The organism is Stackebrandtia albiflava (assembly GCF_007994225.1).
Taxonomy (GTDB): Bacteria; Actinomycetota; Actinomycetes; order Mycobacteriales; family Micromonosporaceae; genus Stackebrandtia; species Stackebrandtia albiflava.
On the sequence record NZ_VLLL01000011.1, the window covers coordinates 92,260 to 105,248 of the forward strand.

General features: G+C 66.4%; 13 protein-coding genes and 2 pseudogenes. 4 read left to right on the forward strand and 11 right to left on the reverse strand.

Translation table 11 applies throughout. The features are described 5' to 3' along the window. The first annotated feature begins 38 nt into the window (after window positions 1-38). Window positions 39-776 carry a class I SAM-dependent methyltransferase gene (locus LX16_RS25000; RefSeq protein ID WP_147144373.1) on the forward strand — a complete coding sequence of 246 codons (738 nt, stop codon included), beginning with the start codon at window positions 39-41 and terminating at the stop codon, window positions 774-776. A gap of 6 nt (window positions 777-782) precedes the next feature. Here the strand turns inward: LX16_RS25000 and LX16_RS25005 are convergent, their stop codons facing one another. Continuing rightward, the gene (locus LX16_RS25005) at window positions 783-1,400 is read right to left on the reverse strand and encodes a tetratricopeptide repeat protein (protein ID WP_147144374.1); all 618 of its coding nucleotides are present in this window, start codon (window positions 1,398-1,400) and stop codon (window positions 783-785) included. 369 nt (window positions 1,401-1,769) lie between these two features. Between LX16_RS25005 and LX16_RS25010 the strand changes: the two genes are divergently transcribed. Both LX16_RS25010 and LX16_RS25015 read left to right on the forward strand, forming a co-directional pair. Further along, entirely contained in the window at window positions 1,770-3,098 is a 1,329-nt protein-coding gene (locus tag LX16_RS25010) for an AAA family ATPase (RefSeq protein WP_158645734.1), read from the forward strand. A gap of 2 nt (window positions 3,099-3,100) precedes the next feature. Further along, window positions 3,101-3,694: an RloB family protein gene (locus LX16_RS25015; RefSeq protein WP_147144378.1), complete on the forward strand. Its 594-nt coding sequence runs from the start codon at window positions 3,101-3,103 to the stop codon at window positions 3,692-3,694. Between the two features lie 189 nt (window positions 3,695-3,883). On the opposite strand, the gene LX16_RS25020 is transcribed toward LX16_RS25015, so the two are convergent. Together LX16_RS25020 and LX16_RS25025 are read right to left on the reverse strand one after the other, a co-directional pair. Next, window positions 3,884-4,378 (reverse strand): GNAT family N-acetyltransferase, encoded by a 495-nt coding sequence (locus tag LX16_RS25020; protein ID WP_345740798.1) that lies wholly within the window; start codon window positions 4,376-4,378, stop codon window positions 3,884-3,886. A gap of 176 nt (window positions 4,379-4,554) precedes the next feature. Continuing rightward, entirely contained in the window at window positions 4,555-4,947 is a 393-nt protein-coding gene (locus LX16_RS25025) for a VOC family protein (protein ID WP_147144380.1), read from the reverse strand. A 149-nt stretch (window positions 4,948-5,096) separates the two neighbouring features. Here LX16_RS25025 and LX16_RS25030 point away from each other — a divergent pair, with 149 nt between their 5' ends. Further along, on the forward strand, window positions 5,097-5,453 hold the full coding sequence (locus tag LX16_RS25030; protein WP_147144383.1) for an iron chaperone: 357 nt from the start codon (window positions 5,097-5,099) through the stop codon (window positions 5,451-5,453). A gap of 124 nt (window positions 5,454-5,577) precedes the next feature. On the opposite strand, the gene LX16_RS25035 is transcribed toward LX16_RS25030, so the two are convergent. The 8 genes and pseudogenes from LX16_RS25035 to LX16_RS25070 all read right to left on the reverse strand — a co-directional run. Further along, the gene (locus tag LX16_RS25035; RefSeq protein WP_158645735.1) at window positions 5,578-6,657 is read right to left on the reverse strand and encodes a DUF4238 domain-containing protein; all 1,080 of its coding nucleotides are present in this window, start codon (window positions 6,655-6,657) and stop codon (window positions 5,578-5,580) included. A 97-nt stretch (window positions 6,658-6,754) separates the two neighbouring features. Beyond that, complete coding sequence (locus tag LX16_RS25040; protein WP_147144388.1) at window positions 6,755-7,300, reverse strand: HEPN domain-containing protein; 546 nt, start codon at window positions 7,298-7,300, stop codon at window positions 6,755-6,757. Window positions 7,301-7,441: 141 nt separating this feature from the next. Further along, on the reverse strand, window positions 7,442-7,930 hold the full coding sequence (locus LX16_RS25045; RefSeq protein WP_147144390.1) for a hypothetical protein: 489 nt from the start codon (window positions 7,928-7,930) through the stop codon (window positions 7,442-7,444). Window positions 7,931-8,209: 279 nt separating this feature from the next. Beyond that, window positions 8,210-9,286 carry a redox-regulated ATPase YchF gene (gene ychF, locus LX16_RS25050; RefSeq protein WP_147144392.1) on the reverse strand — a complete coding sequence of 359 codons (1,077 nt, stop codon included), beginning with the start codon at window positions 9,284-9,286 and terminating at the stop codon, window positions 8,210-8,212. A gap of 76 nt (window positions 9,287-9,362) precedes the next feature. Continuing rightward, window positions 9,363-9,770 (reverse strand): type II toxin-antitoxin system VapC family toxin, encoded by a 408-nt coding sequence (locus LX16_RS25055; RefSeq protein WP_211354762.1) that lies wholly within the window; start codon window positions 9,768-9,770, stop codon window positions 9,363-9,365. After that, entirely contained in the window at window positions 9,760-10,014 is a 255-nt protein-coding gene (locus LX16_RS25060) for a type II toxin-antitoxin system Phd/YefM family antitoxin (RefSeq protein WP_147144394.1), read from the reverse strand. The genes LX16_RS25055 and LX16_RS25060 overlap by 11 nt, the downstream gene beginning before the upstream one ends. A 120-nt stretch (window positions 10,015-10,134) precedes the next feature. Further along, a pseudogene (locus LX16_RS25065) lies at window positions 10,135-10,887 on the reverse strand (succinate dehydrogenase/fumarate reductase iron-sulfur subunit); the annotation flags it as partial. Window positions 10,888-11,096: 209 nt separating this feature from the next. Beyond that, a pseudogene (locus LX16_RS25070) lies at window positions 11,097-12,980 on the reverse strand (fumarate reductase/succinate dehydrogenase flavoprotein subunit); the annotation flags it as partial. Window positions 12,981-12,989: the final 9 nt, after the last annotated feature.

The following is a 12,989-nucleotide window of genomic DNA, read 5'->3' on the forward strand; positions in this document are numbered from 1 at the left end:
GGAACCACGAGGTCCGGGCGCCGCCTTATGCTCTTCGCATGAGCGCCCCCACATCCGAACCGCGATCCGACACCGCCGACGCGTACGACACCATCGCCGAGGCGTACAGCGCCGAGAACGAGTCGAGTCTGCTGAACGCCTACTACAACCGTCCCGCCATCCGCGACCTGCTCGGGGACGTCACGGGCAGGCATGTCCTCGACGCGGGTTGCGGCTCCGGGCCGATACTCCTCGACCTGGTGGCGGGCGGTGCGACGGTGGTCGGCATCGACGGCAGCCAGGGGATGATCGACATCGCGCGTCGCCGGTTGGGGCCCGCGACGGACCTGAGGGTCGCCGATCTCGCCGATCCGCTTCCCTTCGACGACGCGGTCTTCGACGACGTCGTGTGTTCGTTGGCGCTGCACTATCTCGAGGACTGGCAGCCTCCGCTCCAGGAGATGAGGCGGGTGCTCAAGCCGGGAGGGCGCCTGGTCCTCTCCGTGGAGCATCCCCTCGTGAACTGGTTCTCCGCGCGGGAACGGGGCGAGAAGACCAACTACTTCAGCACCCGGCCCCGACACGAGAAGAACTGGATCGATCAGTCCGTCGACATCACGTTCTGGGACCGGTCGCTCTCCACGATGTGTCAGTCGTTCCTCGATGCCGGTTTCCGGATCGCCCGGGTCGAGGAACCCGGCCCGGCACCGGAGGCCGTCGAACTGTTTCCCGAGTTCTTCGCGGACCGCGAGGATCCGCGCTTCCTGGCCTTCCTCTTCTTCGTCCTGGAGGCGTGAGCCGCCTCAGCTACCGAGGATGGTGCGGGCCCGGGTGATGCGCCACCGGATGCGGCCGACATCGGCGTCGGTGTAGCGGTGGCCGTGTCTGACCAGTTCCTCGTAGGTGCGGACCGCGGGCGCACCGATCCGTTCGACGGCTTCGGAGGCGTCGGTGACGCCGTCGAGAGCACCCCCACCGACGTCCACCCGCAGTGCGTGAGGTCCGGCCTGGCGTACCAGGCCCGCGCTGAGCAGGACGTAGCGGGAGCGGACGTCGGCGTTGGCGCCGATCCGTTCCTCGGTTCGCGAGGGCGCGCCTGTGAGGCAGGAGGCCACAGCGGTGGGCCGGGCGCCCGTGGGGTCCAGGGGGCCGTACACCTCGCAGGCTTGAAGGGCCGTCAGCCAGGCCATCGAGGTGTTACCGGCCTTGACGGAGAGTTCGGCCAGGTTGTAGTAGATCGAGCCCGGTACCGCCTGGTCCTGGTCGCCTTGTTCGGCTTGGGCGACTCTGACCGCGGGTCCGGTGGCCTTCTGGTAGTGGCGTAGGGCGAGGGCCCACTGGCCGCGGGCGATCGCGTTATCACCGCGTCGGATGAGCCTCGTGACGGTCCGCCGCTCGCCTTCGGGCGATTGCCAGGCCATCGCTCCTCCTTCTTGCGGCGTGAGCAGCCCGAACGGTGACTGCGCAGCCACGGGGTGATCCGGTGTGTGCTCGATGTTACCCCTCGTGCTCCTGTGGCGGAAGGTGCGAAGCGGCGTACCGGTTTCTCGACAGGCGCCGGTGCCGTCATGCCTCCATTGAGGAATGAGCGAGACCGCGAACCGTGGCGGAGGTCGGGCCGGTGGCGGCGCTGCGCACCGCACGTGGATCGTGCGCGGATCGTGCGCGGCAGGCTCGGCTGGAAATGCATGGAGGTTCGCGCCGGGCGGCAAGCTGCCGCTGCCCGGCGCGAACCGTCTGATCACTCGAAAAACGTAGAATCCGCTAGGCTCCGCATGATAAAATGCCCTATGGTCCTGCTGAGTTTCACGGTGCGCAACCACAAGAGCATCCGGGACGAGATCACGGTCGATCTCACGCGTTCGTCGCTGCGGACTCTCCGGCCACAGGGCGACGACTGGGCCGGCGCGACATACCCGATCGCGGGGATCTTCGGTGGCAACGCGACCGGGAAGTCGGCAGTTCTGGACGCCTTCCACTACACCTTCGCGGCGATCAATCGGTCCGCCACGTCGTGGCAGGCGTCGAAGTCGATGCACCGCGCGCCGTTCCTGCTCGATGGGAGCGCAAGGACCTCGTCCAGTGGATACGAACTCGACTTCGTCCATGAGGGACGTCGGCATCTCTACGGTTTCGAGGTCGACCACGACGGCATCAAGCGTGAGTGGCTTCGTGACGTGCCCGCCTCACGGTGGCGCACGCTGTTGGAGCGTGACCGGGACACCGGCACCCTGAAGTTCCACCAGAGTCTCCGCGCGAAGATCGAGGTGACCGCGCGTGAACTCGTGCTCAGCCGGGCACTCCTGTTGGACGAATCGCTCCTGCACCCCGTGGCTCGGGGACTGGCCTCCGGCTTCGACTGTGTACTGGTGAAGGACTCCCACCGTGCCGAGCGTCTGGCGAGCCTGGCGGACTCACTGGCGGAGGGAAGCGTCACCTTCACGGACCTCGAAGCGCTACTCCAGGTCGCCGACATCGGAGTCGTGAAGGTGGGCATCGAGGAGACGAACATCCCCGAGCACGTGCGCCGGGTGCTCCGTCGGCTCCGACGTGAGCTGCGCGAGGAGGAGGGGCCCGTCGACCCCGTCTCCGGCGATGAGGAGACCGGTGATCTGGACGACGATCAGCTCGCTCAGGTGGTGCGGCATCTGGTGTTCACCCATCAGGGCACTGCCGACGAGTGTCCGGAGTTCACCATCCAGGATGAGAGTGACGGCACGATCGCCTGGCTCGCCATCGCGGTGCCGGCTTTGGAGGCACTACGGGAGGGAGGGTTGCTTCTCGTCGATGAGATCGACGCGAGCCTGCATCCCCATCTGCTTGAGGTGCTGCTTGGAGCGTTCGCGGACCCACTGGTCAACACCCGGCACGCGCAGCTCGTCTTCACGAGCCACGAATCGTACGTCCTCTCGCCGCTCAGCGAGGTGAGGCTGGAGCCCGAACAGGTCTGGCTCACCGACAAGACCAACGAGGGGGTAACAGAGCTGACCTGCCTCGCCGACTTCCCGAAGCACCCGGATGCGAACGTGGCGCGACGCTACCTCACCGGCCGGTATGGCGGGACACCGCGGCTCTCGCCGAGCACGCTGGCCGCACTCGTCGGTTCGGGGGAGTGTTGAGGGTGGCGACACGAATGCAGAGCGGGCGCGCCAGGCCCAGGAGGCAGCCCGCTCAGCGCATCCTCGTGGTCACCGAGGGAACGCGGACGGAGCCCCAGTACGTCGAGGGCTTGAATCGCCACCTGCGCAGCGCGGGTGCCACCGCCATCGTGAAACCGGTCGGCGTGGGTAAGGATCCGGCGGCGGTCGTCCGGAAATGCATGGAGATCCGCGACAAGGCAGTAAGCGACGAGAAGGAGTACGACATCTGCGTCTGTCTGGTGGACGTGGATCGGCACGAGGCACTGCGCACCGCCTGTCGACTCGCCGACAGCGAGTCGATCCTCCTGCTCGCCTCGAATCTCAAGTTCGAGGCATGGCTGCGGTGGCACGTTGAAGACAAGCGCTCTGCGTTGAGTAGCGGCCAGCTCGACGATCTCTTGGCGAAGCTGGGACTGGTCACCAAGAAGATGCTCGCACCGCGCTTCCCCTTCCACGCCGTACAGGGAGCATGTGAGATCGCGCGCCGAGCGGACCCCGATCTGGCCGCCGGGAGGATAGGCCCCGACCCCTCCTCAGCGATGCCGATACTCGTCGATCTCATGTCGGGGCGGTGAGGGCGAGATCCGCTGTTCGGCTCGTTCCAGAAAGGATTCGTCGGCGGGCGACGGTATGTGGCGTCCCCGGCGCAGTGGCGTATGCACCTTCGTGACGGGCGGCGTCGTCTTCGACGGCACGATTCACTCGCTGGGAATGCGCTGCGGGAAAGGACACGGCCGGGCCACCGGCTTACCGCTCCGAACTGATCAGGAATCCGGTGGAAGGCCGCGTAGGTCCTTGAAGTAACGGGCCACCGGCCACCTCACGAATCCGTCCGACTCGTACAGGCCGCGTGCCGGTTCGTGGCCGGGATCGTCGCCGGTCTCCACCATCATCATCCGGGCACCCGCCGCCTGTGCCCGCGCGTACGCGTGTTCCATCAACATCCGCGCGATGCCGATGCGTTGGTGCGCGGGATCGACCGCGAGCACGTAGATCTCGCCCATGAAGTCCTCGGGATGCAGTCTGGTGCAGGCCCATCCGACCGGTGTCCCGTCCAGTACCGCGACGTCCACGTTCTCGGGCTCGCCGTCCAACACCTCGGCCAGGTCCGCCCGTTGCCTCGCCTCCCAGCCGTCTGGATAGAAGGAGTCGTAGACGAACTCTGGAGTCCCGGCCTTCAACCGTGGGAACACTGGAGCCCAGGCACGGATCGAGATGTCGAGAAGTGAGGAGCGGTGCGAGACATCGTAGGCGACGATCTGTGCCTGATCCCGGTTAACGTCGCCCCGGGATTCGATTGACGTGTTCCGCTCGGCCACACGACGCCCCCTGACCTCTTGCCGAATCGAGGTCGCCGTTCCGGCGACCGTCACGAGGATCCAATGTACTCGTTCCGCCGGACGCCGACGACGAGGTGGGCGAACCGCTCGCGCACCTATTCGGACGGTGTCCCGGCAGCGCCGTTGCTCGTCCGGGCACACACCATCAGAGGATTCCCGTCCGGGTCGCGGAACTGCACGAAGGCGACACTGCCGATGTCCACGACGTCGGAGACGAGGTCCGCACCGAGCTCGCGGAGATGGGCCACGACCGCGCCGAGGTCGTCCGCCCACCAGAAGAAGCGCGGTGGCCCGTCGGGGGTGAACGGCGCGTTGGCGTCCAGGGCCAGGCCCGGGCCGGCCTCCATGGCGACGTCCACGATCGTGGCGTCATGGGAGGGCGCGGAGACCTCGACCCCGAGGAGCCGGCTGTACCAGGCCGCGGCACGTGCGATGTCGCGTACGGGGATGAAGACCTGGCCGATCTCGCGGCGTATGGGAGTCGTCATGAGATGAAGGGTATTGGCCCGATCGCGGTTTCCGGGCGGAATGGAGGCACATACGGAGCCGCGCCGGAAATGTCACCGTGCCCCCTCATCCCGCATGCCCATCGACCCACACGCGGCTAGAGTGACCACAGCGAGAGGAAGGCCGAGACATGACAGCCATCGCCGACCACGACTCCTACATCGCCGCCGCTCCCGAGGCGTTCCGCCCGGTCCTCAGCCACCTCCGGGACCTCCTGGGTGACGCTCTGCCGGACGCGGAGGAGATGACGGCGTACGACATGCCGGGGTTCAGCGTCGGGGGCAAGGTCGTCGCGAGCTACGCGGCGTTCAGCAGGCAGGTCGGGTTGTACTTCCTCGCCCCCGCGATCGCGGCCCATGCCGAGGAGATCACGGAGGCGGGCCTCAAGGCGACCAAGACCGGCGTCACCTTCTCGCCGCGCAAGCCGATCCCGGACGAGCTCGTCACCAAGCTCGCACGGGCATCACGCGAGCACGCCGCCGACTGACGCACTCGGCTGCGGACTCCACGCGGCTTCGGCCCTACGACGTCGCTACACGTTGAAGCGGAAATCGACCGAGGGCCATCTACTAACGCGCGTGCAGACCAATCGACGGAGTGCGAAAACGCTCCTAATCGAACCGATTTGGGAGGCTTTCCTCATGCTGCGGATTGTCCCGATCGGGCGCGAACAGTGGCTCACCGTCGAAGTCCACGTCGACGAGTCCGCCCACCGGTTTGATATTGATCAGGTCTGGTTCGGGCAAATCGGCAGGAACGAATCGCTCGTCCTCGGGGTGGTGAAAGACGTACTCCCGGGCCGCTTCCGCAGTGTGCTGGTTGAACAGCTTCTCCATGGCTGTGGTCCCGGACTGGATTTGGTCGATCCGTCCGGCAAGCACCATCTCGCGGAGCTGCTGGACACGAGAATCGCCCGCTCCAACACCCTCCAACATCGCCATGGGGTCGCTCATGAGTAGTCCCAGCTTTCGCGTGAGCGGGAACGTGACGCCCCATGCCGTCGCGAAACCGACTCCCTCCCACGACTTAGCATTCGGTCGGCGCACCAGACTGACGGGAGCATCCGATGTGATGAGGGAGCGTCGGTCGAAGCGAACGAGCGCCCAGGGGCGGGTCGCAAGGTAGGGTGTCAGTTCGATCGCGGTCTTGACTGCGTTCTGGATGTGAGCCAGGTTGGAGAATCCGATCGGCGGCCCTCCGGGTTGGGTGGCCTCGTCCCAGATTCGAGCCTCTTGCTCCGGCGTCGGGTCGAACCTGAGATTGTCACGGATCCAAGCACTCACGTTCTTGCGACCACCGGTACCCATCTCTAGCCGGACCATGGTCGCGCGCAGATGCTCCGTCGTCCTGCGGGTATCAGGCCCGCGCACGCTCTGCAACGCCGTGTAGTGGGCGAAGGCCCACCTGTTCTCCTCGGAAGGAGGAAACTCGCCGTCGGCGAAGCCCCTGATGATGCCGAGGGCCTGGCCTTCGACCTCGCTCAGCGCCTTCTCGAACGCATCCGGCTCCTCGAACTCGCCGACCGCGTGGAATTGGTTCTGTGCGGCCACGTTCTTCACGCTCGGTGTGTAGGGCTGTCGGGATCGGTCAAGGGGAATGACTCTGATGCGCTCCTTGTTCGTAGCGAAGCCCCGAAGGTACGCCTGCGGCACGTAGTGATGAAGCTTCGCCGTGCTCTTCTTGCCGGTCACGTGCACACCATCCTCAGATGGCGCTTCTGCGTCGCACCCGAATCATCCTTATTCAATGCAGCTACCTCTTCCCTCTCGCGCAACTGCCCGCCTCGTCTCAGCGACAGCCCCTTCGTCCAGATTCGGAGGCGACCAGCCATTCGCGGGCAAGACCAGTCGTATGCCTGAGTCTTGGGCGATCCCGTACGATCTCCCTCTGCCGCTTGGGCGGCAGACCGATTTCGTGCAGCACATTGAGGATTACGACGGCCGTCGTCACCTCGACGACGGCGATCAGCTCCTCGAAGGAGTGATTCGACGTCTTGCCCGTGTGCGCGAGGTCGTTGCGGGCCTGCGTAGTCCTCTTCGTCCAGTGGGCAACGTTCGGCACTAGGAGCGCGATCGATTCCTGATCGGGTCGCGCGGCGAGGGCGTGAAGTCGGTCCCGGAGGGTCGGATCGTTGCGGACGGCCTGCTTGAACCTGTCCCGGTGCTCCTCAGGGACCTGCCCGAGCATCGCGTCCCGCATCGTGGTGAACGCATTGGACACGTCGCCTTGGACGACGAACGAGCCGGACGCGGTCCGGTAGACGTTCGGGCAGTCGTCCTTGCCGCACTCGCCGTTCCCGTTGCCGGTCAGCCGGGTCAGTTCCTCACGAGCCATGGTGAAACCCCCTGTCCCGCGCCCCCTCGTGGGGCGGCATCACGACCGTACGGAGGGGGCGCTGTCGCGTCCATGCGGTGACGCGAATATTCGCGTTGTCGCATAAAGAGGGGCCGTTCCGGGAGGCCCGAAGCAACATCGTCAGGACGCGAGCGGCTCCGCCAACAGCACGACACGATCGCTCTCGACCTCGAATCCAAGTACGGGATGGCTGCCGTCGCCGCCCTCGGCATCCATCAGCACCGGCTTCCCCAACCGCCGCCCGATAGCCGTGAGGAACTCACAGAACAGGTCGAGCCGCTCCTGCCCCTGGAGTTCCCGCAGGTCGACATCAAAGTCGATCTCGTCTGCCGAGTAGAAGCGGAAGATCACCAGCACCTCGGGGGCCAGCCAGACCCTCAGCTGCGGACACTCCGCATCAGCCTGGCGGGACAGAACTACCTCCGCCCGAGGCACAGGAAGTACTGACTCTCCTTCGGAGTACTGGCACTTCCATCCGCTCACGTCAACAAGGTCGAGGACAGCCTGCCAGTCCTCGACCGAGGCCCCAGGAACGAGCACGTCTGGCAGCGCGCCCATCAGATCGGGGTCGAAGAACCCTCTGACGTCATCCCACAGCAGGTCAGCCACTCCCCCATCCTGCCCGGCGGCCCTTCCGCGTGCGTACCGGGTTTCCCGTGCCCGGCCCCAGGTGCGTCCCCGTTCTCTCCGGCCTCGCACGGCACCCCGGAAACCCCAGCTCAGAGCACGTACAAACCTGCCCGGTGAGTCAGCACCAAGTCAGCACAGGGCCAGGAAACAGGCTGATCCAGCCGGAGAAAACAGGAAGGGGCCAGACCCGAAGATCTGACCCCTGAGCTGGTGTTTTACCGTCTGACCAGCACCTCAGCCGATCACGGCGTCAGCCCGTCAGACGTTGAAGCGGAACTCGACGACGTCGCCGTCCTGCATGACGTAGTCCTTGCCCTCCATGCGGACCTTGCCGGCGGCCTTGGCGGCCTGCATGGAACCGGCGGCCATGAGGTCGTCGAAGGAGACGATCTCGGCCTTGATGAAGCCGCGCTGGAAGTCGGTGTGGATCTCGCCGGCGGCCTCCGGGGCCGTCGCGCCCTGCCGGATCGTCCAGGCGCGGGTCTCCTTGGGCCCGGCGGTGAGGTAGGTCTGGAGGCCGAGCGTGTGGAATCCCATGTGGGCCAACCGGTCGAGGCCGGGTTCGGTCTGCCCGGTGGACTGGAGCATCTCCAGCGCCTCCTCCTCGTCCAGGTCCACCAGTTCGGATTCGAACTTGGCGTCCAGCAGGACCGCGTCGGCCGGCGCCACCATCGCCTTCAGCCGCTCCGCCAGCTCGGTGTCGGTCACCTGTGACTCGTCGACGTTGAAGACGTACAGGAACGGCTTGGCGGTCAGAAGGTGCAGGTCGTACAGCGGTTCCGGGTCCAGCCCGGCCGCGAACACCGTCTGGCCCTCGTCCAGTACCGCGCGGGCCGCCTTGATCGCCTCGACCTTGGTGGCCTTGGACTTGTCCATCCGGGCCTCCTTCTCCAGGCGGGGAAGGGCCTTGTCGATGGTCTGGATGTCGGCCAGGATCAGTTCGGTGTTGATGGTCTCGATGTCGTCGGCGGGGGAGACCCGGCCGTCGACGTGGGTGACGTTGCCGTCCTCGAACACCCGCACCACCTGGCAGATGGCGTTGGCCTCACGGATGTTGGCGAGGAACTTGTTGCCCTTGCCGAGTCCTTCGCTGGCGCCCTTGACGAGTCCGGCGATGTCGACGAAGGTCACGGTGGCGGGCAGGATGCGCTGTGACTCGTGCAGCTCGGCGAGCCGGGCCAGCCGTGCGTCGGGTACGCCGACGACCCCGGTGTTGGGTTCGATGGTCGCGAACGGGTAGTTGGCGGCCAGGATGTCGGACCGGGTGAGCGCGTTGAACAGCGTTGACTTGCCGACGTTGGGCAGTCCGACGATACCGATGGTCAGCGAAGGCATGAAGGTGTCAATCCTCTGGTGTGTGAAGCGCCCCGAACCGGGACAGGTGAACCCGGCGTCGATGGTAGTCCACGGCTCACACGGCGACGACGTGGAGGAAGCCGCCCAGCCCTTTGAAGTCCTCCGGGTTGCGGGTGTAGAGGGGAAGGCCGTGGGCGACCGCGGTCGCGGCGATCTGGAGGTCGGCCATGCGCTTGCGTGGGCGGCGTCCCATGGCCTCGACCAGAGCCCACAACGAGCCGAACGTGCGCGCCGACTCCACGTCGAACGGGTGGGCGGGAAACGTCGACTCCACCCACTGCAGCCGGAGCTGCCGCTGCACCCTGATCATCGGATCCGGGTTGGTGTACAGGCCGGCGCACAGTTCGGCCAACGAGACCGTACTGATGGTGAGCTGGTCGGGCAGTTCCGCCTCGACCTCCACGAAGTCGATGACGACGGAGGTGTCCAGCAGTGCCCGCCCGGTGTCCGGCTCACTCGTCACGGAGCACGTCCTGGTCCACCAGCGCGTCCAGTTCCGCGCGGAGTGTGGCGTAATCCATGGCGGGAAGACGGCGGGCACCTCGAAGCGCCTCGTCCTTCTTGACGAACATCCCACGAGGCAGTGGCCGTAGTTCGGCGACCGGAGTGCCGTTGTTGGCGACGATGAAGGTCTCGCCCGCCGCGACGGCACGGAGGATGGCGCCGCTCTCGTTACGGAGCTCGCGTTGGTTGATCACACGCGTCATCGTCCCACATTAATCGACTTCGCTACGATGTGCTACGCACTCTGTGTGATCGGGACGTGGAACCGCCCGGTCCCCTCGTGGTGGGGAACCGGGCGGCGGGTGGTGCGGGGGTCAGTTCTTGATCTGGTCGCGGCGCAGGATCTTGCGGCCCAGCCAGACCAGCGGGTCGTACCGGCGGTCCACGACGCGTTCCTTCATCGGGATGATCGCGTTGTCGGTGATCTTGATGTGTTCTGGGCACACCTCGGTGCAGCACTTCGTGATGTTGCAGTATCCGAGGCCCTGTTCGGCCTGGGCCAGCTCCTTGCGGTCCTCACGGGCGTCGAGCGGGTGCATGTCCAGCTCGGCGGCCCGGATGAACAACCGCGGACCCGAGAACGGCGGCTTGTTCTCCTCGTGGTCGCGAATGACGTGGCAGGTGTTCTGGCACAGGAAGCACTCGATGCACTTGCGGAACTCCTGCGACCGCTCCACGTCGACCTGCTGCATCCGGTACTCGCCGGGCTTCAGGTCGGCGGGTGGCGCGAAGGCGGGCATCGCCCGGGCCTTCTCGTAGTTGTACGAGACGTCCGTGACCAGGTCACGCACCACGGGGAAGGTGCGCAGCGGGGTGACGGTGATCGTCTCGTCGGCCGTGAAGGTGCTCATCCGGGTCATGCACAGCAGCCGGGGCTTGCCGTTGATCTCCGCCGAACAGGAGCCGCACTTGCCGGCCTTACAGTTCCACCGCACGGCCAGGTCGGGTGCCTGGGTGGCCTGGAGCCGGTGGATGATGTCGAGGACGACCTCGCCCTCGTTCACCTCGACGTCGAAGTCGGTCAGCTCGCCGCCCTCGTCGTCACCGCGCCAGACGCGGAAATGCCGTGTGGTCATGCCTTGTCACCGTTCCCATCGTCCGTCTTCGTCGTTGCGTCACCGGTGGTGGCGGTGGCGTCGTCCACCGCGTCGCCGTCGGGGGTGTCGGCGTCGGCGGTGGGAGGGTGTTCGCTCGCGCTCACCATGCCGACCGCTTCGGATTCGGTCTCCGCCGGTGCGCTACCGGACTCGTCGCCGCCGGTGGCCTCACCACCGCCGCCGATACGGTCGAAGTCGGCCAGTTCGGCCTCGGTGAGGTACTTGGCCAGTTCGGAGCGGTCGAACAGCGACAGCAGTTCGTCGGGCATCGTCGGCAGCGGCTGGCGCTTCAGGACGACGCCGTTCTCCCCGAGGCTGCAGATCAGGTTGACCTTGCGCCAGTTCGGGTCCATGCCGGGGTTGTCCTCGCGGGTGTGCCCGCCCCGGGACTCGGACCGTTCGAGTGCGGCCTTGGCGATGCACTCCGACACGGTGAGCATGTTGCGCAGGTCCATGGCCAGGTGCCAGCCGGGGTTGTACCTGCGGCCACCGGAGGCCTTGACGTTGGCGGCCCGCTTCCGCAGTTCGGCGAGCCTGGTGAGCGCCTCCTCCAGTTCCCCGGCACGCCGGATGATGCCGACCAGGTCGTTCATCACCTGTTGCAGGTCGTGCTGCAGCGTGTAGGGGTTCTCTGCGCCCTCCTCGGGCTGCTCGGTGAGCAGGTCGAGGGCCGCGGTGGAGGCCGCGGCGACGTCGGCGTCGGTGGTCCTGGGGCGTTCGCTCAGCCCGTCGACGTAGGCGGCGGCGTACTCACCGGCGCGTTTGCCGAACACCAGCAGGTCCGACAGCGAGTTGCCACCCAGCCGGTTGGAGCCGTGCATACCGCCGGAGACCTCGCCGGCGGCGAACAGGCCGGGCACCTTCGACTGCTGGGATTCCGGATCGACCTCGATCCCGCCCATCACGTAGTGACAGGTCGGTCCGACCTCCATCGGCTCCTTCGTGATGTCCACATCGGCCAGTTCCTTGAACTGGTGGTGCATGGACGGCAGCCGCTTGATGATCTCCTCGGCCTTCATCCGGGTGGACACGTCGAGGAAGACGCCGCCGTGGGGGGAGCCGCGGCCCGCCTTCACCTCGGAGTTGATGGCGCGGGCGACCTCGTCGCGGGGGAGCAGTTCCGGGGGGCGCTTGTTGTTGTCGGGGTCGGTGTACCAGCGGTCGCCCTCCTCCTCGGTGGTGGCGTACTGGCTCTTGAACACCTCGGGGATGTAGTCGAACATGAAGCGGCGGCCCTCGCTGTTGCGGAGGACGCCGCCGTCGCCGCGCACCGACTCGGTGACCAGGATGCCCTTGACCGAGGGCGGCCACACCATCCCGGTCGGGTGGAACTGGACGAACTCCATGTTGACCAGGGTCGCGCCGGCCCGCATGGCCAGGGCGTGGCCGTCGCCGGTGTACTCCCAGGAGTTGGAGGTGACCTTGAAGCTCTTGCCGATGCCGCCGGTGGCCAGTACGACCGCGGGGGCCTCGAACAGGACGAACCTGCCGGTGTCGCGGTAGTAGCCGAGCGCTCCGGCGATGCGGCCCTCCGACATCAGCAGTTCCACGATCGTGGTCTCGGCGAAGATCTTCAGCTTCGACTCGTAACTGCCGACGTTGTTCTTGTCGTCCTGTTGCAGGGACACGATCTTCTGCTGCAGCGTCCGGATCATCTCCAGGCCGGTGCGGTCGCCGACGTGCGCGAGCCGGGGGTACTCGTGTCCCCCGAAGTTGCGTTGGCTGATCCGGCCGTCCTTGGTGCGGTCGAACAGCGCGCCGTAGGTCTCCAGCTCCCAGATGCGGTCGGGCGCCTCCTTCGCGTGCAGTTCCGCCATCCGGTAGTGGTTGAGGAACTTGCCGCCTCGGATGGTGTCGCGGAAGTGCACCATCCAGTTGTCGCGGGAGTTGACGTTCCCCAACGCGGCGGCGGCGCCGCCCTCGGCCATGACGGTGTGCGCCTTGCCGAACAGCGACTTGGAGATGATGGCGGTCTTCTTGCCGGCCGACCGTGCCTCGATGGCGGCGCGCAGCCCGGCGCCGCCGGCGCCGATGACCAGGACGTCGAAGGAGTGCCGTTCTATTTCGGACATAGGTGTCAC

Excerpts from the sequence above, each read along its gene's own strand:
- LX16_RS25040 (WP_147144388.1), bottom strand. The coding sequence starts at position 7,300 with ATGGCTCGTGAGGAACTGACCCGGCTGACCGGCAACGGGAACGGCGAG.
- LX16_RS25005 (WP_147144374.1), bottom strand. The coding sequence starts at position 1,400 with ATGGCCTGGCAATCGCCCGAAGGCGAGCGGCGGACCGTCACGAGGCTC.
- LX16_RS25025 (WP_147144380.1), bottom strand. The coding sequence starts at position 4,947 with ATGACGACTCCCATACGCCGCGAGATCGGCCAGGTCTTCATCCCCGTA.
- ychF (WP_147144392.1), bottom strand. The coding sequence starts at position 9,286 with ATGCCTTCGCTGACCATCGGTATCGTCGGACTGCCCAACGTCGGCAAG.
- LX16_RS25030 (WP_147144383.1), top strand. The coding sequence starts at position 5,097 with ATGACAGCCATCGCCGACCACGACTCCTACATCGCCGCCGCTCCCGAG.
- LX16_RS25000 (WP_147144373.1), top strand. The coding sequence starts at position 39 with ATGAGCGCCCCCACATCCGAACCGCGATCCGACACCGCCGACGCGTAC.
- LX16_RS25010 (WP_158645734.1), top strand. The coding sequence starts at position 1,770 with ATGGTCCTGCTGAGTTTCACGGTGCGCAACCACAAGAGCATCCGGGAC.
- LX16_RS25060 (WP_147144394.1), bottom strand. The coding sequence starts at position 10,014 with ATGACGCGTGTGATCAACCAACGCGAGCTCCGTAACGAGAGCGGCGCC.